The organism is Bradyrhizobium sp. LeoB3 (genome assembly GCF_055456055.1).
On the sequence record NZ_JBVBEF010000044.1, the window covers coordinates 1 to 25,122 of the forward strand.

A 25,122-nucleotide genomic window follows, 5' to 3' on the forward strand; every position below is an offset into this window, starting at 1 on the left:
CATGCTCGATGTTGGTGTAGTGATAGGGCAGCAGCTGGCCGGATGGGCAGCGGTAGACGTCCTCATCAGGCAGGTAGGCGAAGTCCTGTTTGCCGAACCGGCCCTCCGCCTTGGCGTTCGACGTCATGGGCTTGGGCAAGGTGACTGCAACGCCAGCCTCTTCGCAGGCTAATATCTCCTCTCCGTCGAAGTAGCCACGGTCGGCGACCGCCTCGAGCTTGTCCGCTTCGAGCACTTCTTTGGCTTGCTTCGACATCCGAGCAAGCTGCCCACGGTCGTTGCCGACGTTTATGACCTCGTGCGTAACAATCAGATGGTGTTCGGTGTCCACCGCGACCTGGACATTGTAGCCGACGACACCCGATCCGCGTCCGCTGGTGGCCATCGAACGGGCATCCGGATCGGTGAGCGATATCTGTTGATCCGGCGTGTTGCGCATCTGCGCATCAAGCACTTCCATCCGATCTGCATCCCTCGCCATGCTTGAGGATGCGCCCATGGTGGACGGGTCCCGATACTGCTTTTTGCCCTTCGCATCCGCAGTGAAACTAGAGCCGGCGACTGCAGCGATCGCAATCGCAAATTAACGTAAGTTTCGCCTTCATCAGGTATCTCCTTATCCAGTGATGCGGCCTAGAACCAATTGATGTAATTGTGGTTCCTACTTCGCGCGCACCGGCGCTGTCGCATCAGGTTTAGGCTAGTCTGGGAGCTGAGGATGGCCAGGTCGTCTAAACTCGTCGCAGCAAAGCGGGGCAGAGTTCTGCTGGTGAGGCGGCGACGTGATGGTTTGTGGATGTTTCCAGGCGGCCGTAAGCGGACGAGCGAGACCGAAAGGGAGTGTCTGCGACGAGAGCTCAGGGAGGAGCTTCCAGATATCAAGGTCGGCAGAGTGCGTCTTTGGAAAGAACTGAAGGCCAAGAACAAGCGGTCCGGCCGCAAAATGAGCGACGCCATCTTTGTCGCCAAGAACGCGAAGGGGAAGCTGACGATCGGTGATAAAAAGGAAATCGATCGGGTAGCCTGGCACAAGCCGGGAGCCGTCCGTTTGACGCCGACGTCGCGCTACATTCGCGACCGGCTCTTTCCAGAAAAAGATTGAACAAGCTGGCAGGCACGTCGTGCGCTTTGGTTCGTCGATCGCTAGTAGGACTTTCTGTGGCCGACAGAACGGCGGGCGAATGTGAGCGGCCGAGTGGCAGCTAGCCTTGGACCTCAGCTTTTACTTTGAGGCGACATCGCTCAATGGAGCCGCTGGCGCAGCTTCTCGATGATTTCGCGCAGGTCGCGCGCATACTCCTCAAGGATACGTAGTGCTTCCTCTAACGGTGACGGCTTGGGCTTCGACGACGCCTGTCGATCTGGTTCCTCGGACCTCGTCATGGGTTTGATCCTTCGTCGAGGATCGAGCGCGACCGTTGATTTAGATCAAGGCCAGCCGCCTCATCCCAACAGGGTAGGTGCCACTATGCTGATGTTGCCTGACACCAAAACATGGTGCGGGCCAAACCGCAGGCCGGTGTCAGGCTGCCAGCTTGTCTTCTTTGTCCGGCCCTCTCAAAACGATCTTGAGCGCATGCTCCGGCAACGGACCCGTCGTCAAAATTACCGGCATCGCCATGGGATGGACCGGTGCGACGACAGCGTTCGGCTCAGTGGTGAGGAAGCCGTAGACGAGGTGAGGGCCGGGGACCGGCTTCGACTTGCTGCCGCGGTCGCCCTTGAATTCGGTCCAGATCCCGTCGAAGCACGTCAGCGGCCGGTCGTCATTGAGGCCGAACCAGACCACGTCCTTTTTCTTCGTCTCGGGGTTCGGCTCCGGCGCGTACTCGCATGATACGACGGATGTCCTGTCGGACTCAGGCAACAAAAAGAGATAAGATGCGTTCAACAGCGCTGGCTCCAAAAGAATGGTTCAGGGAATGTTGAAGAGCACCTCCGAAGGTCAGACGGCTCTCTCAGGCGAGGTGAGGGCTAGGAGCGGAAAAAGATGGGCATCCGATGATGATCACCGACTCCTGGCGCTGGTTGCGCAGGGTATGAGCTGGCTAGAAATCGCGGCAGTGCTAAGGCGAAGCTATTCGTCTGTTCAGAACCGCTATCAGAAACTCGCCAGACAAGCTTCCACAAGCTCGTTTGCTCGCGAAGCACGCGATTTTGCGAGCGACGAGACGGCACCATCGGATTTGCGCCACAAGTCGATCGTCGCCTGCGACGTAGTCAGCCTTGATGCAGCTGCGTTGATCCAACATATTTTCGATCGGATAGCATTGGTCGGAAAGCGTCAGGCACATCGCTGCCGGCCACATGTTCGACGTGTGATTGGCACTGTCGTCAATGCAACTCTCGAGAGTCGAAGGCTCGGATCCAAATCGGACCAATGGACTAGCATTGCGATCTCGCGGATTCGCGCACCCGGCTTCGGGGCAGGCTCGGGAATATTCCGTGATTTGCTGGCGGCGCTCGAACGCGGGCAATTGATAGAGCGATTCGTCGGATACCCCGCAGCGCTCGCGTTGGACGCCCCTGCCGCCAAAAGCGGGAGAGTTGTCCGCATCAGGGCGACGGCGCAACTGATCGATCTCTGTGCGGAGTTTGGCATTAGCGAAATGACTTTAGCGGCTCATTTCCGTCCACTGACAGAAGCCGAATCGCACGAATGATTCTCGACCGAGTCGAATTTCTCAAGAACAAGCATAGCGCTATCTGTGTCGGCCGTGCGGTGTTCCGGCAGAAACTGCCTCTACGTGAGGTTCGACTATTTCGGTCAGAAAAACATCGCGAAATCAATTATTTATCTATGGCTCCGCGTTCACGGGCGCGTGATATTTGTGCAACATTTGCCCAAAAACAGCTAGAGGCTGTCTGAAACGGGGCGGTCTTTTGTTGCGTGTTTGGGGGGCTTCGTGTCTCTTATGGAACAGCGACGGAGGGGGGCATCCCGAAGTCGTCCCGTTCTTGGTGGTTCGCTTAAGTCCATCAACGCTACGAGGATCCGTTGAAATCCTTAGGATTTTGGCGGCGAGCTTTATCAGCTTTGTACGGTGCTTTGTACAAAGCGTTTACTTGGAGGGTTAACATGAAGATGGTTAGGAGCCTTATCCTCGGCTCAGCGGCGGGTCTTATCGCCATGGGTGGGGCACAGGCTGCAGATCTTCCCGTCAAGGCCAAAGCGGTCGAGTACGTGAGGATCTGTTCGCTCTACGGTGCCGGTTTCTGGTACATCCCAGGCACCGACACCTGCATGAAGATCGGTGGCTACCTGCGTGTCGACACCACGTTCAACGGCGGCATCTACAACGCGCCGGCGTGGAGTGGTGATCCGGGTCAGCATAACCGTTATCAAGATTACTTCGCCGCCCGCTCCCGTATGGCGCTGACGGTCGACACCCGCACCGCGACGGAATATGGCGTCGTCCGCACCTTCGCTCAGGCCGACTTCCAGTTCTCAACGCTGGGCAACAACACCTACAACCCGAACTCGATCAACGGTTCGCTTCCGGTTGCAAGCTCCAACCTGCTTGACACCCCCGGCGGCGGCTATGTCGCGGTCGAGTTCGTGTTCATCCAGTTCGCAGGCTTCACCTTCGGTAAGTCGGCTTCGGCCTTCGCGACACCATGGCATGGTTATCCGGGCAACAACTCGTCGTTCCTGCTCGGCGGTCATGACACTGTCACCGGCGTGAACAACATCCAGTACACCGCGCAGTTCGGCAATGGCGTGTCGGGCACCATCGGTCTCGATGATCCGACCGTCTTCGACCGCACCGTGGTGGCCAACCTGACGCTGCCGCTCACGTCGCAGGGCGCTGTCGCCAATGCCTATGCCGGCGTGCATGCGCCCGACGTCGTCGGTAACATCCGGATTGACCAGGCTTGGGGTCTGTTCCAGATTTCGGCTTCGGCGCACGAAGTCAACGGCTCCTACAACGTCCTGAACACGACCGCTGCTCCTCCCGGTGCGGTTGGTCTGCCGGGTGCGGCGCCGAACAATCTGTCGGAACTCTCCGGTCACCCCGACACCAAGTGGGGTGGTGCGGTGATGGCGGCGTTGCAGATCAAGAACATCCCGACTGGCCCCGGCGACGACTTCAAGATCGATGCCACCTTTGCCAAGGGTAACACCAAGCAGGTGATCTCGACGTCGGCGACATCGCCTAACCCCTTCACGATATTCGGAAGCCCGAATTTCGGTTCCTACCGGAGCCTCGGCTTCGGGGCGGTGACTGACGGAGTGTACGCGCCTGCCGGCCTTGCGGGCCCATTGTTTGGTGCGGATGGAAAAATCCATCTGACGACAGCATGGGGCGTCCGTGGTGCGTTCAACCACAACTGGGATCCCTACTGGTCGAGCAGCTTGTTCGGCAGCTACTCGGCGGTCAGCTACGACAACACGGCGAAGTTCTTCATCTGCTCCACCTTCACTGCCGCCCGCCTCTCGGCGACCAGTGCCAACTTTAGCTGTAACCCCGACTTCAACGTCTCGCAGCTCGGCTTCATCACCCGCTGGACCCCGGTCAAGAACCTGACGTTCTCGGGCGAAGTCATGTGGTTCCACCTCGACCAGAAGTTCACCGGCTCGGCTATCCTTACCCCGACGGCGCCGCTGCCCACCGCTCGGTACGACTTCAAGGACCAGGATACGGTCAGCTTGAACGTCCGCGTTCAGCGCAACTTCTGATCGTCGGTTCAAACGAACCTAATGAAGCCCCCGGCAAGCGATTGTCGGGGGTTTTGTTTGCGCGACAACGTTTACTAAGCGGTGCAGTGAAGACGTGGCTCGGGCACTACGAAGGGAGCGGTGCCTATTCAGCCACTGCGTTTTCAAGTTGATGGTTCAAACTGGCGAGCCTATCGACCACCCTGTCGAGGTCAGGGCGCCCAAACGCAGCCAGAATGAGTTCGTGTAGCGCATCTTGTTCAGACGACAGCATCGCCAGATGCGAGTGGGCCGTGTCAGTCAAGCAAAGGGTTGCTAGCTGAGTGTTCACCAAAGAAGGCTTGCGTTGAAGGAGACCCGCTCTTTTCAACAGATTTGACTGCCTCACTACAAAAGACGTGTCTACTTGTAGCGTCCGCGCTATGGCCTCGATTGATAAACCATCGCCTTCTTCCAAAGAAGCCAACGCAACAATAATCATCCACTGAGCGTCGGTTATGTTTAGATGCCGCGCCCAATAGTGGCGAATTGCCTCGAGGCGATTCACTGTAGCGGTGATTTCCGAGATGAACCTGCGGCTCGCTTCGTAGTTTCTCATGGACATCTGCCAACGTAAAATCTACGCGTGTGAAGATACTGATCTCACGCTCTGGTTTTGTAAAGGAGATTTGGTTTCCCGATCAAAGTGCCGCGGGGAGGCACCTTCGTTATAGCTCGCCGACTGACTCAGCCTTTCTGAACCCGAGAGGGAAAGGCCGCATCGGTCGCGCGTACGGCATTTCTCTTCCATACGAGCTTACACCTCCTTCACAGGAAACTCTTAGATCCTCGCCCTTTTCCTTCCGAACAATACGTAACCCCCGATGGACTGCAGAGCCAATGGGGTTGGCTGGTTTTCGTTACGAAGGTTCTTCTGTAGCTCCTTCTTGGCGTTCGGTTTGAGGCCTAGCTCACGCGCAACTACTTGCAGTGAGTGCGGCCCGGAGTCCTGCAGGAAGCGAACGGCGGTATCTACAAGTTCGCCTGCCAGCAGCCACCGAGATGAAAAAAGGGCCGCACGCGGGCTCCCGGGGGACAACCTGTGTGCGGCTAATGTCTTCTATGGTAGCTAGGCCAATTTCACGAGATAGCTCTTGGCCCCTCTGCCTCTACCCTCCACCCTATAGATCACCCCAATCTCGCGCAGAGCGGCCGTGATCTTGCTCGTGGCCTTCGACAACTCCTCCTTTAGTCGTGCCAGTTGCCTCTTGCTCAAGGATAGCTCCCTCTGAACGTGAGGCATCGGCACGGCTCCGGGCTTCCGGTCCTGCATGAGGCCAATTACAGCTTTGTTCGCTGAGCTGCACCGTGGCACGTACACCTTCGGTCCATCAGGCTCAAAGTCCCATGGCACCTCATGGATAGGGAAGCCCGAAAATCACCGCCACATCGCAGTCAGCCCAATCGTTGTTCCCATCCACAGCACCCCACCAGCCTATGTTTAGGGGCATCTCGGGTGTGCTGAAGGTCGCTAGGAGGTCCTTTGAGAGCTTGTGGACACACACGAACACCTTGCGGCCCTGTCCAACCTCATTCGCCACCTCCTGGACAAGCCGGGGAATGCGCAGATGTTTCGTGTCCTTCATCTTGCTCTTGCCCAGCCCTGCGGTGGTGCGCGCCACATGGAGCGTGACGTTGCTGTAATCGCGAATACCACCGGGCACCGGGACCACGTACACGGCCCCCTCCAGCAGCTCATAGAGCACATTGCTGTTCGCGGTGGCGTCTAGGATCACCAGCCCCGGCATGTCGCGCGGTATGAGATAGCGGGAGGAGTTCAGTGAGTGTTGAGCGCCGCTGCGGTAGTAGTACGCATAGCCGTCCAGCATCACTTCAACGTCTTTAAGGATGGCGTCCACGGTTTCCTGCGCTTCGTCATTGAACAGCGTGAGGTCAAAGGCGGTAGCCTTCAACGCTCCACGAAGGCTTCTGATCTGTTTTGCGTGCTCTGGAGCACCCGCACCCCACAGCACAGATGCTGTGTCGATAGCCGGCGCCTGATCCCCCTCCTTGCGGTCCAAGTAGAACTTGAGGTTTTCCAGCGCTTTGAGTGCAAGCGGATACTGAGCGCGCAGCTCATAAGGAATAGCACGCAGTACCACGTCGAGGTCAGCGCTTGTCGCTTCGTTGTGGTCCACGGCGTTGGCAAGTCGGCTTCGGCGTTCGCAACGCCGTGGCATGGTTATCCGGGCAACAACTCGTCATTCCTGCTCGGCGGTCATGACACCGTCACCGGCGTGAACAACATCCAATACACCGCGCAGTTCGGCAACGGCGTGTCGGGCACCATCGGCCTCGATGATCCGACCGTCTTCGACCGCACCGTCGTGGCCAACCTGACCGTGCCGCTCACCTCACAAGGCGCTGTTGCCAACGCCTATGCCGGTGTGCATGCGCCCGACGTCGTCGGTAACATCCGCATCGATCAGGCTTGGGGTCTGTTCCAGATTTCGGCTTCGGCGCACGAAGTCAACGGCTCCTACAACGTCCTGAACACGACCGCTGCTCCTCCCGGTGCGGTTGGTCTGCCGGGTGCGGCGCCAAACAATTTCTCGGAACTTTCCGGTCACCCCGACACCAAATGGGGTGGTGCGGTGATGGCCGCGTTGCAGATCAAGAACATCCCGAGTGGCCCCGGCGACGACATCAAGCTCGATGCGACCTTTGCCAAGGGTAACACCAAGCAGGTGATCTCGACGTCGGCGACATCGCCTAACCCGTTCTCGATTTTCGGTAGCCCCAGCTTCGGTTCCTACCGGAGCCTCGGCTTCGGGGCGGTGACCGACGGAGTTTGGGCACCGGCCGGCCTTGCGGGCCCATTGTTTGGTGCCGACGGGAAAATCCATCTCACGACAGCATGGGGCGTCCGTGGCGCGTTCAACCACAACTGGGATCCCCACTGGTCGAGCAGCTTGTTCGGCAGCTACTCGGCGGTCAGCTACGACAACACGGCGAAGTTCTTCATCTGCTCCACCTTCACTGCCGCCCGCCTCTCGGCGACCAGTGCCAACTTTAGCTGCAACCCCGACTTCAATGTCTCGCAGCTCGGCGTGATCACCCGCTGGACCCCGGTCAAGAACCTGACGTTCTCGGCCGAAGTCATGTGGTTCCACCTGGACCAGAAGTTCACTGGCTCGGCTATCCTTACTCCGACGGCGCCGCTGCCGACCGCCCGGTACGACTTCAAGGACCAGGATACGGTCAGCTTGAACGTCCGCGTTCAGCGCAACTTCTGATCTGCACTTCGATTGCGCAATCCAAGCCCCCGGCAGGAAACTGTCGGGGGTTGTGCGTTTCAAGAAATCGCTCGCTTGTGCACGAAAAAAGACCGCACGCGGGCGTCCAAGAAACCTGTGTGCGGCCTGGCCTTCTCCGTCTAGTTACGCCGCGTTCATGCTCGAACATCGCTCCCCGTCGACCTCGAAGCTCTCGCTGAATTGGATGTCGGTGTCCGCGATGAGTATCTTGAGGGCGGCTTTGCGCGTGGAGAGCGGCAGCTTCCGCGAGTCGTGGCCGTCGAGGTACAGCAGGTCGAAGGCCAGGGCGATCTTTTTGGAGCGGCCCTTCAGCTCGTTCTGCAGCACCGAGAAATCCGTGGTGCCGTCGGCGGCGGGCGCGACCACTTCACCATCGATGATCGCGCTGCTGGCGGAAATGTGCCAAGCGTCGCCGGCGATCTTGCGGAAGCGATGCGTCCAGTCATGGCCGCGCCGGGTAAAGATCTTGACCGCCTCGTTCACGATATGGGTCTGGACGCGGTAGCCGTCGAACTTGATCTCGTGAATCCATCTGGCGCCGCTTGGGACGCGCAGTGCGCCTTGACGAAGGGTACGCGAGGGCTTGGTATCTCAAAGCAGTGGTCGAGGCGGGTCTGGGACGAGAGGCCGATGCAGCGGTTTCGGCTGACCATGCCGTCGCCAACGGTTCACAGTTGTCGGCTCGAGAGTTGCAACAGGCGCGCTCTCTGCTCGCAGAACTGTCTGGCCGCGGGACCCGTCCGCCGGAAGGGGCTCCGTCCAGGTAGCGAAATATGCCGGTCCGGTCGATTGGCGCTCGCTGTCGTCGGCGGAAACGTGGCTCTGGGCGGCGAAGCGGAAAATTCGGTATTGGGTACGCAGAGCGGCTCGCGGCGTTGAGCGGGTGGCCGGCGTCGTCTACGCCTCGGCCAGCAACGGCGCGTTCTGGGGCCAGCAGCCCGCTTTGGTCATGCGATCCAGAGGGTCGTTGGCGATCGACCCGAGCTGATGCACTCCGCCATGTTCAGTGACCACGACGTGCCAGTCCTTGATGATGCTGCGCGTCGCCAGCTCGGCGTCGGACGGCACGCCGCCCATGGCGTAGAACTTCATGTCCGCCTCCAGCGCGTCCGTCGGCTCCTTCAGTCGCTTGGTCCCGGTCATGTCAGTGCCTCATCGCGTGTTCATCTCGCGCCTCGAGGGTCGCGGCGACGATCTTCTGCAACTTCCGGATCGAGAATCCGGTCGCCTTCCAGGCCTTCGCCATGACCTGCAGCTCGTCCGGCGCGAACGGCGCCGCGTATCCCGCACATTCGTCGCCATCGAGCAGCGCCTGATCTACGATCGAGCCGGCGAGCAGCGGCCGATGCGTCAGGTCCGGCGCCGGCACGCGCACGATCCGGTAGCGGTCGCGCAGTGGCTCCGGAAGCGGCTCCGTCGAGTTGGCGGTAGCGACGTGGTTCACCCATGAGAGGTCAAGCTCCACATCCAATGACACGTCCCGAAATCTGGCGGACGTCTCTCGATCGAGGTGAGGAAGCATCGAAGTGAACAGGGCCCCGTTCCGGGGGTTGACGCACGCCTTTTCCAACTCGTCGACGAACACGATAGTGTTGGCCTGGCCGTACTGCTGCACGGCGCGCGCCGGCACACACGGCGTGCTTTCGCTCCAGCCGCGTGGTGTACCGCCGAATCCTACGCCGTCGGCGCTGGATGCGCCGTCGAAGCGATAGCAGCCGAGCCCGAGGAGGCTGGCGAGGCGCCTGATCATCCGGCTCTTGCCGTTGCCAGGCGGCCCGACCAACAGGATCGGATTCAGTCTCACTGGCTCGCCTTCGCGCAGATCGCGCAGCAACAAATCGACCGCGGTCGCGGCGTGCGGATATTCGGTCAGCAGCGTCCGGCGCACGCGGGCGACGTCCTTGGCGACGACCAGCGGCAGCTTAGCGTCGAGCATGTCCTTGAACGCGGCGGCGTGATCCGACTTCAGCTTCGTCGCCTTGTCTTTCGGCATGACCACGACGCCAGGGCCATCGTCAACTGGCGGATCGACGATGACGTCGTCCTGGGCAGCCTCCAGCGCAAAAATGGAAAGGTTGTGCTTCGTGCTGACGAAATCGCCAGATGCCGCGCGCCACCAACCGTGCATCCGCAGATCGATTCCCGAGTCGCTGCGGAACTTGTCATCGAGATCGGCCTGGTCGAGAAGCCACTGCAATTGCGGCACCACAGGCCAGAATGTGTGGGGCGCCTGCGGATCCACGCTCAGCATCATCCAGCACAGCGCCAGCTCGCCCAGCTTCTCGCTGCGCCGACTGTAGAGATCATCGGCCATCCGCAGCGCCTGGCGGCGCGCGCCATCGTGCGTCCGATCCGGACCCGGCACGTCGATCATGCCGAGCACGCCGGCGTTCCTGGTCTCGACTTTCAGCCAAGCCAACGCGGAGTTCCAGCGCGAGACGTCAGCATGTGGAGCGCAGGCGCCAGTAGGGCCTCGGTCATCGCTCGTCCTCCGGCTGCTGGCTGCCGGCCGGCGGCGGCGCGCTCTCGGCGCGGTCCTCGAGCAGGGTCACCATCCAATAATCGTACGGGTCCTCCGAGGTGGACGAATCCTTGTTATCCATGGTAGTCACCACGCATACGAAGTTGCCATCATTGGAAAACTAAGTACAACAAAGTTGCCCAAAATTCAGGGACTCGAACCGACCATGGTTATCAAACAGTCAAAGCTTCCGGTCCGTCGCGGTCCCGAGCCGCGGCCCGAACTGGCGCGCTCCGGACGCGTCGCGCTGCGCTGCCATCCCGACATCGAGCGGATCCTTGAGCTGCGGAGCCGCGAGGAAGCGGTGTCGAAGTCGAAATATGTGGAAAAGCTTTTGGTCGGCTGGCTCGGTGCCGACCCGCGAAACCCGCGCATGGATCAAAACGGCCGCTTCGTCCCCGGCGCCGAGACGCCGTTCGACCTGCGCACCAAGGATCCGCTACGGACGGCCGAGAAATTCCAGCGATTTTCGCAGGCCCACGACCTGCTGTTCGGCCACCCGGCGCCGCGCCGATACCTCGACGAGCCGGAGGGCTTCTGGCCGGCGCCGGTCGGCGGCCACGTCGAGCCGATGGACGAGCCGGACGATCCCGCCGACCGTGACGTCGACCATTCGCATCGACTGAAGAAGCGACGATGACAATTCGACTCTTGGAATCTCGTTCGCAGAGTTTTCAATATCTTGCTTGATTTCGAGCGCTTCGCATCACGTTACAAGACTCGAATTGTGACGTTACGACTTTCGTAATGTTCTCAGATACGCGCGAGGTCAGCGGCATAGATCCCGCCGGGTTTAATTTGGAGGGCGCCATGGAGACGATCGCAGCCATGATGATGTGGCCGGCCCGCTGGCTAATTTCGCTCCGCCTGGCCGCCGCGTTCGTCCTCTGCGCGCTTCGGTCGTTCTCTCTCGGCAAGACGCGAGATCCCATGGATCGTTGAGCAGGGCACTTCGAGATGCTCAAGCAGGTCCCGCAGGACTGACCCCTTCCAGCCAATTTGCCATCATTGGAATCGACATGGGGCATCAGCCTGATTGGGCTCGGTGCCGAGTAGCGCGTGGCCGAATGGAGCCGTTGAGGCGCGGGTTGCTGCTGCTTGGATCGGCGGCCTCCGATCGGATCGCGCTCGCGGCGAGACCTGGTTTCTAGTGCATCTCACGGAAGCTATGTCGAGTTAGCTTCCCACTATCGCACTCTGTGTTACACCTCGCGTACACTGTGCATACGCGTAACGCCGTCACACGTACGCCAAATTCAGCGAACGCCCCCGTTACATCCCCCCTTTTGTGACGCTGAATTTGGGGTTTCGATCAGCCGCCCGCGTTCGTGGGCCTGCTCGACCAGGCGGCAAACGGTGGGCTAAACTGCCTTCATCGCGCGCTGGCGCTCTGCCGGCGTGCGCCCCAGGCGCGGGCCATCTACGTCGCGGGTGCATTTGTACAGGGGCCGATTGGTGATCCCGGCGGGCCTCTGCGGCGCCAAGGCCCGGATCTCGGAATCGTCATCGGCGCCAGGGCATGCGGTGATGCGGTAGAACCCGTGACCGCGGTAGTCCTGGACGACCTCGGCCCCGGCGCGCTAGCGGGGTGGCTCGCGCCGGCGCTTCGCGATGGTCGGTTCGATTGCGTCCAGCTACCGCGTGGTGATGCCGCTGGTCTCCACGCAGCAGGTTATCCTGCTCGAGAAAGATGCGGCATGGCTGTCAACCGGCGTTCAAATATTGCAAGCCGAATAACAAGTAGCCGGCCCAATTGCCTCGAAAAGCCTCGGCCGTTGTTGTCTTTGAGGTCGCAAAGCCCGCTTGCAGTTGGCCAGACGGCCGCCGTGCCTCACGTGGCTGGTGCCTTAGCCTGTCGCTCCCATCTTGGTGTTTGCGAGCGCGAAACCTCCTGTCTAGCCTTTCGCATCGGCATCGGACTGCTGCCGGCGGAATCCACTGCGCCTTCCGTGGCAGCCAACCATTCTTGTGTAAGAGTACCACATCTCGTTCCAAAGTGATAGGCAAGCGGCGCGTTCGAAGCTTGAACTCCTCCTCACTTGTTCGCACAATAGTATTTCGAAACTGCCCATTTTCACAATTCACACAAAGACATAGGGAAGAAACGTGGGACATTTCCTCAAAGCTACGGCCTCACTGGCGGTTATGCTTGCGAGCGCGCGGGCCATTGCTGCCTGGGAGCCGACCAAGCCGGTCGAGATTGTCGTTGCAGCCGGAGCCGGCGGCGCCTCCGACCAGATGGCGCGCATGATGCAGGCAGCGATTCAGAAGAACAATCTGATGAAGCAGCCGATGGTGGTTTCGCTCAAGGGGGGCGCATCGGGTGCCGAAGCGCTGATGTACATGAAATCGAGCGAGGGTGATCCAAACAAGGTGCTGATCGCCTATTCCCTGATTTACATGCTGCCGCTGTCGGCGAAAATTCCGTTCAACTGGCGTGACCTCACGCCGGTGTCGGTGGTCGCGATGGATCAGTTCGTGTTGTGGGATAACGCATCGGGTCCGAAGACGGTGAAGGAATTCATCGCGGCGGCGAAGGCTGCATTTTCACCGTTCAAGATGGGCGGCACCGGCTCCAAACGTGAGGATCATGTACTCACCGTGTTCATGGAGCAGAAGACCGGTGCGAAATTCTCCTATCTTCCTTACAAGTCGGGCGGAGAGGCGGCGACGCAATTGGTCGGGAATCACACCGAAGCCAACGTCAACAATCCCTCTGAGAATCTGGAAGTCTGGCGCGCCGGCCAGGTGCGCGCGCTCTGTGTGTTCGACAAGGAGCGCATCTCCTACAAGACCAAGGTGACCGAAACGCAATCCTGGAACGACATCCCGACCTGCAAGGAAGAGGGGCTCGACGTCCAATACCTGATGCTGCGGGCGATGTTCCTGCCGGGCAAAGTCACGGCCGAGCAGCAGGCATTCTATGTCGACCTGTTTCAGAAAGTAACGCAAACGCCGGAATATAAGGATTATATGGAAAAGCAGGCGCTGAAGCCGATCTTCCTCACCGGCAAGGACATGGTGCAGTTCCTGGAGGAAGACGACAAGCTCAACGCTTCGCTAATGAACGAAGCGGGCTTCGTCGCCAAGTAACGCGTCACGGCAGCAGTCGGCTTCCCGCTCTCATTTATCCGCGTGGCCGTAGCCGGCCATGCGGACACGCACATTTTCGATCTCTTCGGTCGGCAGCAGACGCGGCTTCCCGATCTGCAGACAGCCGTGGTACTGCCGTGCCAGCGTTTCGACCTCGACCGCGAGCCACATGGCCTTTGCCAGCGATGGACCGACGGCGATCATGCCGTGATGTTCGAGGAGACAGGCCAGCCTTCCATCGAGCGCCTTGACCGCATGCGCCGAAAGTTCCTGCGTGCCGAACGTTGCGTATGGCGCGCAGCGAATCGTGTCGCCACCGGCGCAGGCGACCATGTAGTGGATCGGCGGGATCTCCAGACCCATGATGGCGAGGATCGTGCAATAGGTCGGGTGGGCGTGAACCACGGCGTTCACGTCCGGGCGAGCGCGCAGGATGTCCAGGTGGAAGCGCCATTCGCTCGATGGCCGCTGCGCCGAATCAAATGAGCCGTCGAGACCCATATAGACGATCTGCTCGGGCCGCATCGTCTCATAGGAGACGCTGGTCGGAGTGATCAGCAGGCCGGCCTCATGCCGCAGGCTGATGTTGCCCGAAGTGCCCTGGTTGATGCCGAGCGCATTCATGCGCAGGCAGGCATCGATGATGGATTGGCGTTTTTCCTTGTCGTTCATGGTTAACCTATCAAACGCCGTTTACGGCCCCTTGAGAATGCTTGATTATTGCGTCGCAGTATAGTCGAACGTTACTTCGAAAGTCTGATCGGGAGAGGCCATGACCAGCGCCGTGCTAGGCATTATCGGCGGATCCGGCATCTATGACTTGCCGGGTCTTGAAAACGTCCGCGAGGAGGCGATCAGGAGCCCCTGGGGCGAGCCCTCCGCGCCGCTCCGCTTTGGCACCATTGCCGGCCTGCCGATCGTGTTCCTGCCGCGGCACGACAAGGGGCACCGCCTGTCCCCCTCCGACATCAACTACCGGGCCAATATCGATGTGCTGAAGCGGGCGGGGGTTACCGATTTGGTGTCGCTGTCGGCCTGCGGATCGTTCAAGAAAGAATTGCCGCCTGGCACTTTCGTGATCATCGATCAGTTCGTCGACCGCACCTACAAGCGCGAAAGCTCGTTCTTCGGCAAAGGCTGCGTCGCTCATGTCTCGATGGCGCATCCGGTATCGCCGCGCTTGCGCATTCATCTGGCGGCCGCCGCAGAGGCCGAAGGCATTCCCTTCGCCCGCGGCGGCACCTATCTGTGCATGGAAGGCCCACAATTCTCCAGTCTTGCCGAAAGTCTGACGTACAAGGAACTCGGCTACGCGGTGATAGGCATGACCAATATGCCTGAGGCGAAGCTCGCTCGCGAGGCGGAGATTTGCTACGCGAGCGTCGCGATGGTGACCGACTTCGATTGCTGGCATCCGGATCACGATGCGGTGACCGTGCAAGACATCATTCGCGTGCTTAGTTCAAATGCCGAGAAAGCCAAGGCGCTGGTGGCGCGCCTGGCAAAGGATTTTCCGCGCGAGCATGAGCCGTGCCCGATCGGCTCCGACCGCGCGCTCGAGACCGCGCTGATCACGGCGCCCGAGGCGCGCGATCCGGAACTGCTCAGGAAGCTCGACGCGGTAGCAGCGCGGATCCTACGTTCATGAAAGTCGATGGCCGGCATTTCCGCAGCATTTGGCTCGAGCCCGACGGCTGGTCCGTCGGGGCTATCGATCAGCGGCGGCTGCCTCATGAGTTTGTCATCGCGCGCCTGACGAGCGCCGAGGAGGGCGCGGACGCGATCCGAACGATGCTGGTCCGTGGCGCACCACTGATCGGCGCAACCGCGGCTTACGGCATAGCGTTGGCCATGCGCGCCGATCAGTCCGATGCGGCGCTGGATCGCGCGTATAGGCTGCTGGTCGCGGCGCGGCCGACGGCCATTAATCTGAAATGGGCGCTCGACGAGATGGAGGCTGTGCTTCGTCCGCTTGCGCCTTCCGTGCGCAGCGAGGCGGCTTACAAGCGCGCCGGCGAGATCGCCGATGAGGACGTCGGGATCAACCAGGCAATCGGCAGCCACGGCCTCGAAGTCATCGAGGCGATCGCTGCCAAGAAAGCCGGCGGCACCATCAACATTTTGACGCACTGCAACGCGGGCTGGCTGGCTACCGTCGATTGGGGGACGGCGACGGCACCGATCTACCGGGCTCATGACATGGGACTCAGCGTTCATGTCTGGGTCGACGAAACGCGTCCGCGCAATCAGGGGGCCTCACTCACCGCCTGGGAACTCGGCCACCATGGCGTCCCACACACCATCATCCCCGACAACACGGGGGGCCATCTGATGCAGCACGGCATGGTCGATCTGGCGATCGTTGGAACCGACCGGGTCGCAGCCAATGGTGATGTCTGCAACAAGATTGGTACCTACCTGAAGGCGCTCGCCGCGCGCGACAACAGCGTGCCATTCTATGTTGCACTGCCGTCGCCGACTATCGACTTTAGTATCAATGATGGCCGGGAAATTCCGATCGAACAGCGTGCAGCAAGCGAAGTGACGCATATGAGTGGGCGTACGGCGGATGGACGAATTGAGATGGTGCGTGTGGTCCCCGAGGGCTCGCCGATCGCTAATTACGGCTTTGACGTCACGCCGGCGCGCCTGGTGACTGGTTTGATCACCGAACGCGGCGTGGTCCGGCCCGATCATGCTGCACTTGCGAGCGCGTTCCCGGAGCGGACCGGCAGGCGTTGAGCGCTAGATTGACGCCGGTTGCGGCAGCACGTATCCACGCTGGAGCGCCCGTCCGAACCGTCTGCCTCCATGTCCAACACCGATATCGAAATCGTCGTCGACGATCCGACTGCGCCGGAAGCTAATTCACCCGCGGTGACCAGCAATCGCGTCGTGGACGCTGTCGTGTCGCTCGTGTTGCTCGCGCTTGCCGTCACGCTCGGATGGGATAATTGGCGCACGGGCGCGGCCTGGGATGCGACCGGCCCCGAGCCGGGCTACTTCCCGTTCTACCTTTCGATCGTTCTTGGGGGCGCCAGCCTCTACGGGCTGTTTGCAGCGATCTTCTCGCGCAAGGAAGCTTCCGAGATCTTTGTGACACGGGCACAGCTTCGCCGGGTCATGGCGGTGTTCGTGCCGACGGTCTTGTTCTGTCTCGCCACGCAATTCCTTGGGCTCTATGTTGCGAGCTTCCTCTTGATCGCTGGCTTCATGCGCTTTGTCGGCAAGATCGCGGCGTGGAAGTCTCTGCTCACCGCTTTCATCTTCACCGCCGCGATGTTCGTGACGTTTGACATCGCCTTCGACGTCATCATGCCGAAGGGACCGCTCGAAGCGGCTTTTGGCTACTAATCGATCGGCGGGACTTTCAGTCATGGAAGCTTTTGGTCTGCTCCTTCACGGCTTCGCCGTTCTCCTCACCTGGAAAACGCTGTTACTGATGATGGTCGGGCTCGTGCTCGGCATTTTCGTCGGCGTACTGCCTGGGCTTGGCGGGCCGAACGGCGTGGCGATCCTGTTGCCGTTGACGTTCACGATGGACCCGACCTCGGCCATCGTGATGCTATCCTGCATCTACTGGGGGGCACTGTTCGGCGGCGCCATTACCTCGATCCTGTTCAACATTCCCGGCGAAGCCTGGTCTGTAGCGACCACCTTCGACGGCTATCCGATGGCGCAGCAGGGCAGGGCGGCGGAAGCGCTGACGGCGGCCTTCACCTCGTCTTTTATAGGCTCGCTGGTCGCGGTGCTCCTGATCACGTTTCTGGCGCCGATGATCTCGTCATTCGCGCTGAAGTTCGGGCCACCGGAATTCTTTGCGGTCTATCTCCTGACCTTCTGCTCGTTTGTCGGCCTTGGCCGCGAGGCAAAGCACAAGACCGTCATCTCGATGTCACTTGGTCTTCTGCTTGCCGGCGTCGGCATGGATACCGTGTCCGGCCAGCTCCGCATGACCTTCGGCTCTACCGAGTTGCTCCGCGGCATCAACTTCCTGGTCGCGGTGATCGGCCTGTTCGGCATCAGCGAAATCCTGTTGACAATGGAAGAGCGCCTGGCGCTGCGCGGCCATGCTGCCGGCATCAGCCTGCGCGTGGTGCTGTCGGTCTGGAGAGACCTGCCGAAATACTGGGTGACGCTGGCGCGGTCGTCCTTCATCGGCTGCTGGCTTGGAATCACGCCGGGCGGCGCGATCGCTGCGTCGTTCATGGGCTACAACCTCGCCAAACGCTTTGCCAAGGACCAGGACAGTTTTGGCAAGGGCCGTATCGAGGGTGTGTTCGCGCCGGAAACGGCGGCGCATGCGTCAGGCACCTCGGCGTTGCTCCCGATGCTTGCGCTCGGAATTCCCGGATCGGGAACCGCCGCCATCTTGCTCGGCGGCCTGATGGTGTGGGGGCTTAATCCAGGGCCGCTCTTGTTCGTCGAGCACAAGGATTTCGTCTGGGGCCTGATTGCCTCGATGTATCTCGGCAACGTCGTTGGCCTCGTCCTGGTGCTGACGACGGTGCCAATCTTCGCCTCGATCCTGCGCGTGCCGTTTGCGGCGGTTGCGCCGATGATCGTGGTGTCGTGCGCGATCGGCGCTTACGCGATCCAGAATGCCATGTTCGATATCTGGCTGATGCTGGGCTTTGGCGTGGTCGGTTACGTCTTCAAGAAGATCGGGATTCCGCTGGCGCCGTTCACGCTCGCGCTCGTGCTCGGCAACCGTGCGGAGGATGCGTTCCGGCTATCGATGATCGGCTCCGGCGGCGATATGAAGGTGTTCTGGTCGAATGGCCTCGTCGGCTCGATCACGACGCTCGCAATCATCCTGTTGTTCTGGCCCTTGATCGACAAGGCGCTCAGCGGCGCCGCCCGCCGGTTGCGGCCGGCGAAGGCGTAAAGGCTTCACACGACCTTGCGCTGCCTGAGATCGGTGATCTCATCCTTGCTGAAGCCGAACTCCGCCAGCACTTCGTCGGTCTGCTCGCCGAATTCGGGCGGGCGCGCCGCCATGATGCTTGGCGTCCGCGACAGTGTCACCGGTTGGCCCACCAGTCGGATGTGGCGGTTCTCTGTGTTCGGCACGTCCTGGGCGATGCCGAGATATTTCACTTGCGCATCCTCGAACATCTGGTCGATAGAATAGATCGGTCCACAGGGCACGCCGGCCGCGTTCAGCTCGTTCACCCAGGTCTCGGTGGATTTCTTCTGCGTCAGCTCGTTGATCCTCGCATTGAGCGCGTCGCGGTTCTTGGAGCGTGCCGGCGCCGTGGCATAATCGGGATCGCTGATCAGTTCGGGTGCCCCGATCGCCTGTGCGCAGCGTTCCCAGATGCGTCCGCCTGTCGTAGCGATGTTGATGTAACCATCTGACGTCTTGAACACGCCGGTGGGGATCGACGTCGGGTGGTTGTTCCCTGCCTGCTGCGCCACTTCCTTTTCCATCAGCCAGCGCGCGGCCTGAAAATCCAGCATGAAGATCTGCGCCTGCAACAATGAGGTTTGCACCCATTGGCCCTCACCCGATACGTCGCGTTCCAGGAGCGCCGTGAGGATGCCGATCGCGCAGAACAGGCCGGCGGCAAGGTCGGCAACGGGAATGCCGACCCGCATTGGCCCGCCGCCGGGCGCGCCGGTCACTGACATCAGTCCGCCCATGCCTTGCGCGATCTGATCAAAACCGGGGCGTTTGTGGTAGGGCCCGTCCTGGCCGAAGCCGGAAATGCTGCCATAGACAATGCGCGGATTGATCTGGCGGAGACTGTCGTAGTCGATGCCGAGCTTGGCTTTGACATCGGGACGGAAATTCTCAACCACAACGTCAGCCTGTTCGGCTAGCCGCTTGAATACTTCGAGGCCTTTCGGATCCTTGAGATTGAGCGTCATCGCGCGCTTGTTGCGGTGCAGGTTCTGGAAGTCCGAGCCATGCCGTGGGCCGCCCGGTTGCTCGCCGCCGGCGTCCTCCGTCAATGCATCGATCTTGATGACATTGGCACCCCAGTCCGCGAGCTGCCGCACACAGGTGGGGCCGGAGCGGACGCGGGTGAGGTCGAGAACGGTGAATCGGGACAGGGCTTGCGATGCATGCGGGACGGGCATTACGGGGAGCTCCGGATCGAACGGCGGCGCTACAATAGCGCCGGACAACCTCCCGGCAAGGTCTGCCTCCCGCCAGCAACGGCATGGCGGACTTGATGTTTTGAGTGGCTTGGCGGGGATCGTACAGGAAGGCGGCCGGGATCTGTTTTAGGGACACCCCGCAAGGCCGGGTGCGCTTTTCATGTTCGGGTGGCTGCTCCGCGCCAGTGGCCTCTGTGGTCCATGAGAGGCCGCTTGCCGCATGTTTTGGCACGAGGGCCAAGTATCGACATCCCATCGGGTTGCTGCTAGCCCCCTCTGTACGCCAAAGGGGTCCCCGGACTTGATCGAAGAGCCAAACGCGCGCGGCAGAGAGAACGTCCCCGCGGGCATTTCGCCCCCGACCCGGGCACGACGGCTGCTTGCGGGTTGGTCCGCCAGCATTTTCCAGATGGTGCTCGGGATCATCCAACAGGTCGCGCTGGTTCCTATCTTTCTGCATTTCTGGAGCGGCGAGGAGCTGGCCGCCTGGTTCGTCATCTATGCGATCGGCAACCTTGTGCTGGTTGCTGATGCCGGCCTGCAGCTTCGTGCCATCAATCGCTTCTTCTCATTCAAGTCCAGCGTTGATTGCGACGGCCGCACCACGACATTCTATGCTGCGATAATGCGGCTCTACCTCTGGCTTAGCGTCGTGCTCGTCGGTCTGGTGCTGGCAGCGGCGCTGGCTGTTTCGCCGTCCACGGTGTTCCGGTTCGAGGCGATCGAGAATTTCGATGCTGCCTTTGTGGCGATGACGGCGGGTATGCTGCTCACGCTTCCGGCGGGTCTGGTGTCGGCACTCTATCGGGCGCGGGGCCTGTACGGCCGCGCTGTCTGGTTGCAGAGCTTCGGAACGCTGATCGGACAGGTCGCGCAGTTGGTTGCTATTGTCGTGACAGCGAGCTTGTTTGCCGTCACGTTCGCCTATGTCGCGATGCAGATATCGATTGCGGTCTATCTGATCACCATCGATGCGCCGCGCTTGCATCCATTCCTGCGCAAGGCGCGGGGCAGACGTCCCATGCGCTGGATGGTCGGTCAGCTACGCAAGGCGGCGCCGTTCGGAATCGCTGGCGCGACCGAGCTGGCGCTGATGAACCTCCCGGTGCTCCTGGTCAGCGCGCTGGTAGCCGATCGCGTCGCTGTCGCACAATGGGGATTGATCCGCGTTGCGGCTGGGCTATTGCGGGCGCTCTGCCTGCAGGTAACTCTTCCGCTGGCTGCTGAACTCGGCCACGACTATGCTGTTGGTGCGACCGAACGGTTGCGCGCGCTCTATGCCCGCGGTTCGGTATTTGTCGCGGTGCTCGCCAGTGCGGTCGTGTCGGGACTGTTGCCGTTCTGGCCTGATTTCTTCGTGCTCTGGACCCGCGGCGCCATTCCCTACGATCCGTTGCTGGCAAAGACGATGCTGATCGGCACCAGCGTGGCCGCGCCCGCGATCTTGGCGTTAAGCTATGCCAATTACAGCAACCGGGCCGATCTTCTTGTACGCAGCAAGGGGCTGCAGCTCATTGTCTTTCTCGTGCTATCGCTGCTGCTGATCCCTCAACTGGGCCCGCTCGGCGCGGCGGCCGCGATCGTGGCGAGCGATCTGCTGGTTCAGTTCGGTCTGTTGACGCTTGTCATCATGCGTCAAACGCTCATGCATCCGTTCCGTCACCTGGCGTTTCTGGCGGGGGTAATGGGTGCGACGATACTCGCAGGCTGGGGGTTGGGAATTATGATCCGCTCCATGATATCCTGGACCGGCATGCAGGGCTTCTTCGCGGAATGTGCGATCTGGCTGGTGGTTGCAGGAGTGGCGGCGATCCCGTTGCTGATCGGAAATATCCGCGAAAAGATAATCGCGACGATCCCCCGATAGGAGCGTCCGCGGTCCTCAATAGATCCGAGGGTAGCGGCGGTACCGCAGTCTCAGAAGGTGCTGCGCGAACTCGCGATGTCCGTCGTCAATCTGGCGCGCAAAATAGTCGAGCCTCTCTTTGCCCGCGGTGGCGAGCCGGGCACGTTCCTCGGGCAGGCTGGCCTTGACGATGGCTTCCGCCAGCGAAGCGGGATTGTCGTAATCGAACAGAATGACGGCATCGCCGGCTTGTGCCTTGAACGCTTCGGGATAGATCACGGGCGTGCCGACCGACCAGGCTTCGAGCGGCGGCAGATTGGTCGGACCGAAGTAGCTTGCCATCACCAGCGCCGCTGCGTTGCGATAGAGCGGGCCGAGTTCGATAGAGGGAACAAAGCCGAGGATACGCACGCGGTCGCCAAGGCCGAGTTGCGCGGCTAAGGCTTCGATTGCGCTACGCGAACCGCGATCCGATCCACATAGCACCAGCGTCGTCTGTACCCCGTGCTTCTGCAGCAAACTCATCGCCAGCAGGATGGTTGCGTGATTTTTATGAGACCAGAACTGGGCGGGGTAGAAGAGATAGCCGGGCTCAAGCCCGTACTTGCGCAGGATCGCGCCGTCCGCATCCGTTTGCTCGCCAGCCTCACTCGACCGTGTCACATAAGGCGATGGCGAAAACGGGATACAAACCGCGCGATTCCTTTCCATCGCATAGCGACGGCACAGCGCATCAATCACCTCTTTGGCGTTGGCGACGACCAAAGCTGCCTTGGTGCTGGCGCTGCGAAAGACGATTTCGCGGCGTTCGAACTCGGCGAATTCGCGCGCCTCGTCGAATTCCGGCGAATCGCGGTGGCAACCGTCGAATATCGTGATGATGAAAGGCAGCTTGTAGAGCACAAGTTGCCAGTTCGACGTCGTCAGGAAGTAGACGATGTCGACCTGCTCCCGGATCAGCCGCTTTTCAAAGGGCGGACACAGATGCAACGCGTACTGCAGGAGGTCGAACCATCCGCAGTATTTCAGGAACAGGAACAACCGGTCGAACCAGCCAATCCGCAACAGCTTGGCCTCGATGCCGAGTTCAGCCAGGATGGCGATATTGTTCGGCTGGGTAGTGAAGACCGTCACACCAATGTCGGCCGTCTTCGCCCAGCCGCGCAGCCATGTGATATCGCTAAGCCCTTGCTGGAAGCCGCCGCCAACCTCGAGCGGCAACTCCAGCACGACGCCAACGTGAAACTGCCTCACGGTTGAACCGTCTTTTTTCTGGCGATGGAATAAGCCGCCCAGTCTCGCGAGTTCGGCGGGCTGGTCGTCGACAGCCACGCATAGTGACCGATTGGTTCGAAACCGGTCGCGCCGAGCAGCGCCTCGACCTCGAACGGAAACCAGTAGCGGAGGTGGTGTGCTTCGTCGATCCGATGGATCGTCGATTGCGCAATGTCCTCGCAGAACAGCGTGTAGTTGACCTGAACGGTCGCGCTGGCCTCATTATGGTTGGATTGCGCGATCCGGGTGACGCGCAGGGGCGCGCGTTCAACGACCTTGACACGGGTTTCAACGCCTTGCGCGAGTACGGCGCCGCCATACCAATAGTCGAACAGGAGAATACCGCCCGGCTTGAGTGCGATGGCCGCACTCGCCAGCATGTTCTGAAGTCTTCCCCGGCTGGTCTGGTAGCTCGCCACATGGAACAGGGCGACCGCGGCGTCGAAATCCCGCTCCGGGCCGGATTCACAGACGTCCCCCTGCCGGAATCGAACGTGTTCCGAACCGCCTCCCGTGCGCGCCTCGGCCCGGCGGATCATGTCTGCGCTGATGTCGACCCCGGTGACTGTCCATCCCATGCGCGCGAATTCATGGGCGTGTACGCCGGTGCCGCAACCGAGATCGAGCAACGTACCGGGCGTCGCGCCATGACGACGGAGCTGTTCGTCCACAAAGGATGCTTCCGCGGCATAATCCTTCTCCTGATAGAGCAGGTCATACCATGGCGCGTAGCGTTCGAAGGCGCTCAAGCAAGGATCTCCTTCAGCGCCTGTGCGGATCGCACGATCTGGTCGTCCGTCAATCCAAGGCCGCTCGGGAGATAGAAGCCGCGGCGCGCGATCCGCTCCGCGTGAGGATGCGCGTCGCTCGCGAACAGGCCGGCTCTGCGCAGGACGGGCTGTTCATGCATGCACCAAAAGAAGGGACGGGTGCCGATGCCCTTGCCGGCAAGCCGGCGCATCGCTTCCTTGGCGTCGAACTCGACCGCGTCTTCCAGGACGACGCCGTACACCCAATAGACGTTGTCAGCGTAATTGGTGCGGGGGATAGGGCGCTGGATCAGATCGAGCCCTTCCAGGAGCTCGTCATAGCGTCGGCCGGTCCGGCGCTTGATGTCGATCATCTCGCCCAGCCGTTCGGTCTGGGCGACGCCGAGCGCGGCCTGCAGGTTGGTCATGCGCGCGTTCCATCCAAGCTCGTCATGGACGAAACGCTGCTCGGGCTTGAAGCAGAGGTTGCGGAGGCTGCGCAGCCGGTCGGCGAGTTGCGCGTCATCGGTCAGGATCATGCCGCCTTCGCCCGTCGTGACGTGCTTGTTCGGATAGAAGCTGAACGTGCTCGCGTCTCCAAAGCTGCCGCAGGGCTGGCCGCGATAGGTCTGGCCGTGCATCTCGGCAGCGTCCTCGATCACGCGAAGGTCATGCTTGCGCGCAAGTTCAAGGATCGGGTCGAGGTCGACCGGCAGGCCGTAGATGTGCACCACCATGATTGCGCGGGTTTTCGGGGTGATCGCTGCTTCTACTGCGTCCGCGGTCATATTCCAGGTGTTCGGATCGCAGTCGACCACGACGGGAACAAGTCCGGCGCGGATCACCGCGGATGCGCAACTGATGATCGTAAACGTCGGGATGATGACTTCGCTGCCCGGCTCGAGCGAAAGCGCGTGAACGGCAATATCGAGCGCAACGGATCCGTTGGTGACGGCAATGCCGTGGCGCCGTCCCGCGATCCGCGCCATCGCCGCCTCAAACCGCGGAATGAATCGGCCTTCCGAAGATATCCATCCGGTGCGAACGCACTCGGCGAGATATTCAGCTTCGTTTCCGTTCAGGAGCGGCGTGTTGACTGGAACGAAATCCTGCGTCACGCAACCGGGCCCTTGATCCGCCTCACAGCCGCTGGCGCCTCGGGGAAGCGCGTCTTGTCGCCTTCGCCGGCGTAGGGGCCCTGCTTGATTTCAATCATCTCGAGCGGTTCCAGCACCTCGAATCCGTGGGCACCGCTGCACAGAAGAATGACGTCGCCGGCCGAGAGCACGCGGCTCTCCAGATATTCTTCGGCCTCAGTGTAGAAGTCGACCTGCAGCTTGCCCTTCTGGATCACCAGCACTTCCTGGGTGTAGTGAACCTCGCGCGTCACCTTGTTGTGCCGATGCGGCGCGATGCTCTTGCCCTTGGGGTGGCTCATATAGGCAAGCTGCTGCGACAATTCGGGCGTGGAGAAAAACGTGATCCCCGGTTCCCGAAAGGAGGCGCGAACGATGATCGCGTAGAGCTGATCGTTAAAGCGACAGTGTTCGACGCTATCCATCGGCTGACCAAAA

The 25,122-nt window shown here is 60.9% G+C and carries 25 protein-coding genes and 3 pseudogenes; 13 read left to right on the forward strand and 15 right to left on the reverse strand.

The features are described 5' to 3' along the window. Positions 1 to 460: pseudogene (locus tag ACZXDY_RS25340) on the reverse strand (transposase); the annotation flags it as partial. A 258-nt stretch (positions 461 to 718) separates the two neighbouring features. On the opposite strand from ACZXDY_RS25340, the gene ACZXDY_RS25345 reads away from it, so the two are divergent. After that, positions 719 to 1,102, forward strand: coding sequence for an NUDIX hydrolase (locus ACZXDY_RS25345; RefSeq protein ID WP_464347367.1), 384 nt, complete (start codon positions 719 to 721; stop codon positions 1,100 to 1,102). A gap of 140 nt (positions 1,103 to 1,242) precedes the next feature. Here the strand turns inward: ACZXDY_RS25345 and ACZXDY_RS25350 are convergent, their stop codons facing one another. Together ACZXDY_RS25350 and ACZXDY_RS25355 are read right to left on the reverse strand one after the other, a co-directional pair. Next, on the reverse strand, positions 1,243 to 1,383 hold the full coding sequence (locus ACZXDY_RS25350) for a hypothetical protein (RefSeq protein ID WP_464347368.1): 141 nt from the start codon (positions 1,381 to 1,383) through the stop codon (positions 1,243 to 1,245). Positions 1,384 to 1,522: 139 nt separating this feature from the next. Then, positions 1,523 to 1,831, reverse strand: a pseudogene (locus ACZXDY_RS25355) (SOS response-associated peptidase family protein); the annotation flags it as partial. Positions 1,832 to 1,922: 91 nt separating this feature from the next. Between ACZXDY_RS25355 and ACZXDY_RS25360 the strand changes: the two are divergent. Together ACZXDY_RS25360 and ACZXDY_RS25365 are read left to right on the forward strand one after the other, a co-directional pair. Beyond that, positions 1,923 to 2,663: a hypothetical protein gene (locus ACZXDY_RS25360; protein WP_464347369.1), complete on the forward strand. Its 741-nt coding sequence runs from the start codon at positions 1,923 to 1,925 to the stop codon at positions 2,661 to 2,663. A gap of 416 nt (positions 2,664 to 3,079) precedes the next feature. Continuing rightward, positions 3,080 to 4,681 (forward strand): porin, encoded by a 1,602-nt coding sequence (locus ACZXDY_RS25365; RefSeq protein WP_464347370.1) that lies wholly within the window; start codon positions 3,080 to 3,082, stop codon positions 4,679 to 4,681. Between the two features lie 124 nt (positions 4,682 to 4,805). Here ACZXDY_RS25365 and ACZXDY_RS25370 read toward each other — a convergent pair whose 3' ends face one another. Together ACZXDY_RS25370 and ACZXDY_RS25375 are read right to left on the reverse strand one after the other, a co-directional pair. Beyond that, on the reverse strand, positions 4,806 to 5,258 hold the full coding sequence (locus tag ACZXDY_RS25370) for a MarR family transcriptional regulator (protein ID WP_464347371.1): 453 nt from the start codon (positions 5,256 to 5,258) through the stop codon (positions 4,806 to 4,808). Between the two features lie 796 nt (positions 5,259 to 6,054). Beyond that, positions 6,055 to 6,837: a hypothetical protein gene (locus ACZXDY_RS25375; protein WP_464347372.1), complete on the reverse strand. Its 783-nt coding sequence runs from the start codon at positions 6,835 to 6,837 to the stop codon at positions 6,055 to 6,057. On the opposite strand from ACZXDY_RS25375, the gene ACZXDY_RS25380 reads away from it, so the two are divergent. Further along, the gene (locus ACZXDY_RS25380) at positions 6,829 to 7,935 is read left to right on the forward strand and encodes a porin (protein ID WP_464347373.1); all 1,107 of its coding nucleotides are present in this window, start codon (positions 6,829 to 6,831) and stop codon (positions 7,933 to 7,935) included. The genes ACZXDY_RS25375 and ACZXDY_RS25380 overlap by 9 nt on opposite strands. A gap of 174 nt (positions 7,936 to 8,109) precedes the next feature. Here ACZXDY_RS25380 and ACZXDY_RS25385 read toward each other — a convergent pair. From ACZXDY_RS25385 to ACZXDY_RS25400, 4 genes and pseudogenes are all read right to left on the reverse strand, one after another. Then, positions 8,110 to 8,508 (reverse strand): annotated as a pseudogene (locus ACZXDY_RS25385) (ATP-dependent DNA ligase); the annotation flags it as partial. 345 nt (positions 8,509 to 8,853) lie between these two features. Then, positions 8,854 to 9,099 carry a hypothetical protein gene (locus ACZXDY_RS25390; protein ID WP_464347374.1) on the reverse strand — a complete coding sequence of 82 codons (246 nt, stop codon included), beginning with the start codon at positions 9,097 to 9,099 and terminating at the stop codon, positions 8,854 to 8,856. 1 nt (position 9,100) lies between these two features. Continuing rightward, positions 9,101 to 10,330 carry an AAA family ATPase gene (locus ACZXDY_RS25395; protein ID WP_464347424.1) on the reverse strand — a complete coding sequence of 410 codons (1,230 nt, stop codon included), beginning with the start codon at positions 10,328 to 10,330 and terminating at the stop codon, positions 9,101 to 9,103. Between the two features lie 103 nt (positions 10,331 to 10,433). Next, complete coding sequence (locus ACZXDY_RS25400) at positions 10,434 to 10,559, reverse strand: hypothetical protein (RefSeq protein ID WP_464347375.1); 126 nt, start codon at positions 10,557 to 10,559, stop codon at positions 10,434 to 10,436. 84 nt (positions 10,560 to 10,643) lie between these two features. Between ACZXDY_RS25400 and ACZXDY_RS25405 the strand changes: the two genes are divergently transcribed. The 4 genes from ACZXDY_RS25405 (at position 10,644) to ACZXDY_RS25420 (ending at position 13,570) form a co-directional block, all read left to right on the forward strand. Continuing rightward, positions 10,644 to 11,117, forward strand: a complete 474-nt coding sequence (locus tag ACZXDY_RS25405; RefSeq protein ID WP_464347376.1) for a hypothetical protein — start codon at positions 10,644 to 10,646, stop codon at positions 11,115 to 11,117. 170 nt (positions 11,118 to 11,287) lie between these two features. After that, positions 11,288 to 11,419 carry a hypothetical protein gene (locus ACZXDY_RS25410; RefSeq protein ID WP_464347377.1) on the forward strand — a complete coding sequence of 44 codons (132 nt, stop codon included), beginning with the start codon at positions 11,288 to 11,290 and terminating at the stop codon, positions 11,417 to 11,419. Between the two features lie 669 nt (positions 11,420 to 12,088). After that, positions 12,089 to 12,214 (forward strand): hypothetical protein, encoded by a 126-nt coding sequence (locus ACZXDY_RS25415; RefSeq protein WP_464347378.1) that lies wholly within the window; start codon positions 12,089 to 12,091, stop codon positions 12,212 to 12,214. Between the two features lie 408 nt (positions 12,215 to 12,622). After that, positions 12,623 to 13,570 (forward strand): Bug family tripartite tricarboxylate transporter substrate binding protein, encoded by a 948-nt coding sequence (locus ACZXDY_RS25420; protein WP_464347425.1) that lies wholly within the window; start codon positions 12,623 to 12,625, stop codon positions 13,568 to 13,570. Between the two features lie 30 nt (positions 13,571 to 13,600). On the opposite strand, the gene ACZXDY_RS25425 is transcribed toward ACZXDY_RS25420, so the two are convergent. Continuing rightward, on the reverse strand, positions 13,601 to 14,242 hold the full coding sequence (locus ACZXDY_RS25425; protein ID WP_464347379.1) for a class II aldolase/adducin family protein: 642 nt from the start codon (positions 14,240 to 14,242) through the stop codon (positions 13,601 to 13,603). 100 nt (positions 14,243 to 14,342) lie between these two features. Here ACZXDY_RS25425 and ACZXDY_RS25430 point away from each other — a divergent pair, with 100 nt between their 5' ends. The 4 genes from ACZXDY_RS25430 (at position 14,343) to ACZXDY_RS25445 (ending at position 18,458) form a co-directional block, all read left to right on the forward strand. Further along, complete coding sequence (locus ACZXDY_RS25430) at positions 14,343 to 15,218, forward strand: S-methyl-5'-thioadenosine phosphorylase (protein WP_464347380.1); 876 nt, start codon at positions 14,343 to 14,345, stop codon at positions 15,216 to 15,218. Continuing rightward, positions 15,215 to 16,312, forward strand: coding sequence for an S-methyl-5-thioribose-1-phosphate isomerase (gene mtnA / locus ACZXDY_RS25435; RefSeq protein WP_464347381.1), 1,098 nt, complete (start codon positions 15,215 to 15,217; stop codon positions 16,310 to 16,312). Before ACZXDY_RS25430 ends, mtnA begins: the two co-directional genes overlap by 4 nt. 69 nt (positions 16,313 to 16,381) lie before the next feature. Then, entirely contained in the window at positions 16,382 to 16,924 is a 543-nt protein-coding gene (locus ACZXDY_RS25440) for a tripartite tricarboxylate transporter TctB family protein (RefSeq protein WP_464347382.1), read from the forward strand. A 22-nt stretch (positions 16,925 to 16,946) separates the two neighbouring features. Then, positions 16,947 to 18,458, forward strand: coding sequence for a tripartite tricarboxylate transporter permease (locus ACZXDY_RS25445; RefSeq protein WP_464347383.1), 1,512 nt, complete (start codon positions 16,947 to 16,949; stop codon positions 18,456 to 18,458). Between the two features lie 5 nt (positions 18,459 to 18,463). Here the strand turns inward: ACZXDY_RS25445 and ACZXDY_RS25450 are convergent, their stop codons facing one another. Further along, positions 18,464 to 19,657 carry a CaiB/BaiF CoA transferase family protein gene (locus tag ACZXDY_RS25450; protein ID WP_464347384.1) on the reverse strand — a complete coding sequence of 398 codons (1,194 nt, stop codon included), beginning with the start codon at positions 19,655 to 19,657 and terminating at the stop codon, positions 18,464 to 18,466. A gap of 322 nt (positions 19,658 to 19,979) precedes the next feature. Between ACZXDY_RS25450 and ACZXDY_RS25455 the strand changes: the two genes are divergently transcribed. Next, positions 19,980 to 21,545, forward strand: coding sequence for an MATE family efflux transporter (locus ACZXDY_RS25455; RefSeq protein WP_464347385.1), 1,566 nt, complete (start codon positions 19,980 to 19,982; stop codon positions 21,543 to 21,545). Positions 21,546 to 21,560: 15 nt separating this feature from the next. On the opposite strand, the gene ACZXDY_RS25460 is transcribed toward ACZXDY_RS25455, so the two are convergent. The 4 genes from ACZXDY_RS25460 to ACZXDY_RS25475 are packed head-to-tail and all read right to left on the reverse strand — an operon-like array spanning position 21,561 to position 25,109. Beyond that, the gene (locus tag ACZXDY_RS25460) at positions 21,561 to 22,856 is read right to left on the reverse strand and encodes a glycosyltransferase (protein ID WP_464347386.1); all 1,296 of its coding nucleotides are present in this window, start codon (positions 22,854 to 22,856) and stop codon (positions 21,561 to 21,563) included. Continuing rightward, positions 22,775 to 23,548, reverse strand: coding sequence for a class I SAM-dependent DNA methyltransferase (locus ACZXDY_RS25465; RefSeq protein WP_464347387.1), 774 nt, complete (start codon positions 23,546 to 23,548; stop codon positions 22,775 to 22,777). Before ACZXDY_RS25465 ends, ACZXDY_RS25460 begins: the two co-directional genes overlap by 82 nt. Then, entirely contained in the window at positions 23,545 to 24,666 is a 1,122-nt protein-coding gene (locus tag ACZXDY_RS25470) for a DegT/DnrJ/EryC1/StrS family aminotransferase (RefSeq protein ID WP_464347388.1), read from the reverse strand. The genes ACZXDY_RS25465 and ACZXDY_RS25470 overlap by 4 nt, the downstream gene beginning before the upstream one ends. After that, the gene (locus ACZXDY_RS25475; RefSeq protein WP_464347389.1) at positions 24,663 to 25,109 is read right to left on the reverse strand and encodes a cupin domain-containing protein; all 447 of its coding nucleotides are present in this window, start codon (positions 25,107 to 25,109) and stop codon (positions 24,663 to 24,665) included. The genes ACZXDY_RS25470 and ACZXDY_RS25475 overlap by 4 nt, the downstream gene beginning before the upstream one ends. Positions 25,110 to 25,122: the final 13 nt, after the last annotated feature.

Excerpts from the sequence above, each read along its gene's own strand:
- ACZXDY_RS25360 (WP_464347369.1), top strand. The coding sequence starts at position 1,923 with ATGTTGAAGAGCACCTCCGAAGGTCAGACGGCTCTCTCAGGCGAGGTG.
- ACZXDY_RS25370 (WP_464347371.1), bottom strand. The coding sequence starts at position 5,258 with ATGAGAAACTACGAAGCGAGCCGCAGGTTCATCTCGGAAATCACCGCT.
- ACZXDY_RS25350 (WP_464347368.1), bottom strand. The coding sequence starts at position 1,383 with ATGACGAGGTCCGAGGAACCAGATCGACAGGCGTCGTCGAAGCCCAAG.
- ACZXDY_RS25440 (WP_464347382.1), top strand. The coding sequence starts at position 16,382 with ATGTCCAACACCGATATCGAAATCGTCGTCGACGATCCGACTGCGCCG.
- ACZXDY_RS25450 (WP_464347384.1), bottom strand. The coding sequence starts at position 19,657 with ATGCCCGTCCCGCATGCATCGCAAGCCCTGTCCCGATTCACCGTTCTC.
- ACZXDY_RS25365 (WP_464347370.1), top strand. The coding sequence starts at position 3,080 with ATGAAGATGGTTAGGAGCCTTATCCTCGGCTCAGCGGCGGGTCTTATC.
- ACZXDY_RS25390 (WP_464347374.1), bottom strand. The coding sequence starts at position 9,099 with ATGACCGGGACCAAGCGACTGAAGGAGCCGACGGACGCGCTGGAGGCG.
- ACZXDY_RS25430 (WP_464347380.1), top strand. The coding sequence starts at position 14,343 with ATGACCAGCGCCGTGCTAGGCATTATCGGCGGATCCGGCATCTATGAC.
- ACZXDY_RS25410 (WP_464347377.1), top strand. The coding sequence starts at position 11,288 with ATGGAGACGATCGCAGCCATGATGATGTGGCCGGCCCGCTGGCTAATT.
- ACZXDY_RS25445 (WP_464347383.1), top strand. The coding sequence starts at position 16,947 with ATGGAAGCTTTTGGTCTGCTCCTTCACGGCTTCGCCGTTCTCCTCACC.
- ACZXDY_RS25345 (WP_464347367.1), top strand. The coding sequence starts at position 719 with ATGGCCAGGTCGTCTAAACTCGTCGCAGCAAAGCGGGGCAGAGTTCTG.
- ACZXDY_RS25405 (WP_464347376.1), top strand. The coding sequence starts at position 10,644 with ATGGTTATCAAACAGTCAAAGCTTCCGGTCCGTCGCGGTCCCGAGCCG.
- ACZXDY_RS25425 (WP_464347379.1), bottom strand. The coding sequence starts at position 14,242 with ATGAACGACAAGGAAAAACGCCAATCCATCATCGATGCCTGCCTGCGC.
- ACZXDY_RS25420 (WP_464347425.1), top strand. The coding sequence starts at position 12,623 with ATGCTTGCGAGCGCGCGGGCCATTGCTGCCTGGGAGCCGACCAAGCCG.
- ACZXDY_RS25415 (WP_464347378.1), top strand. The coding sequence starts at position 12,089 with ATGGTCGGTTCGATTGCGTCCAGCTACCGCGTGGTGATGCCGCTGGTC.
- mtnA (WP_464347381.1), top strand. The coding sequence starts at position 15,215 with ATGAAAGTCGATGGCCGGCATTTCCGCAGCATTTGGCTCGAGCCCGAC.
- ACZXDY_RS25400 (WP_464347375.1), bottom strand. The coding sequence starts at position 10,559 with ATGGATAACAAGGATTCGTCCACCTCGGAGGACCCGTACGATTATTGG.
- ACZXDY_RS25475 (WP_464347389.1), bottom strand. The coding sequence starts at position 25,109 with ATGGATAGCGTCGAACACTGTCGCTTTAACGATCAGCTCTACGCGATC.
- ACZXDY_RS25395 (WP_464347424.1), bottom strand. The coding sequence starts at position 10,330 with ATGATCGACGTGCCGGGTCCGGATCGGACGCACGATGGCGCGCGCCGC.